At 57.7% G+C, this 660-nt stretch carries 1 protein-coding gene; it reads right to left on the bottom strand.

The genetic code is table 11. From position 1 onward, the window contains the following. Positions 1 to 660, bottom strand: a 660-nt coding sequence (locus C7T94_RS19245; RefSeq protein ID WP_317046930.1) for an MBG domain-containing protein, incomplete at both ends; no start/stop codon positions are given.

Genomic DNA, 660 nt, shown 5'->3' with positions numbered 1-660 from the left:
GCTGTCGCCCGGATCAAGTGCCGGCGTGAAGGTATAGGTCAGGGCCGGATCAGCCTGCCCATACACTTTGGTCTGGGTGGCGGCCGTTACCGTAATCACCCTTGCACCGATGGTGAAACCAGCTCCGGTAAAGGTCAGCGCATAGTTGCTCCCTGCTGAGAGGGTACCCTGCGTGATCGGGTACGTACCTACGGCTTCACCCGGTGCGCGGCTCAACGATCCCGTAAAAGCGTCGCCTGCAACAAGGGCCGGACTGACCGTATAGGTGAGTGCCGGATCAGCGGTTCCAAATGCTTTTCCGCGCGCGTCGGCCGTAACGGTGATCGCTTTGGGCGTGATCTGCAGGTTAGCGCCGGTAAAAGTAATGGTGTAATTAGCTCCTGCACTGAGGGTTCCCTGCGTGATGGCATACGTTCTAACATCTTCTCCCGGGGTGCGGGTAAGCGAGCCGGTAAAGGCATCGCCGGTTTCCAGACCGGGCGCAGCAGTATAAGTCAGCGCAGGGTCGGCTTCACCATAAATTTTGGTTGCAACACCTGCGGTCACTGTGATTGGTTTTGGCGTGATGGTCAGATTGGCGCCGGTGTAATTGAGCACATAATTGCTTCCGGCACTCAGTGAACCCTGCGAAATGGCATAAGTACCAGCGTCTTCGCCCGG

Origin of the sequence: Pedobacter yulinensis (assembly GCF_003029735.1) — a bacterium.
GTDB lineage: Bacteria > Bacteroidota > Bacteroidia > Sphingobacteriales > Sphingobacteriaceae > Pedobacter > Pedobacter yulinensis.
This window is presented reverse-complemented; position numbering and strand designations above follow the sequence as displayed.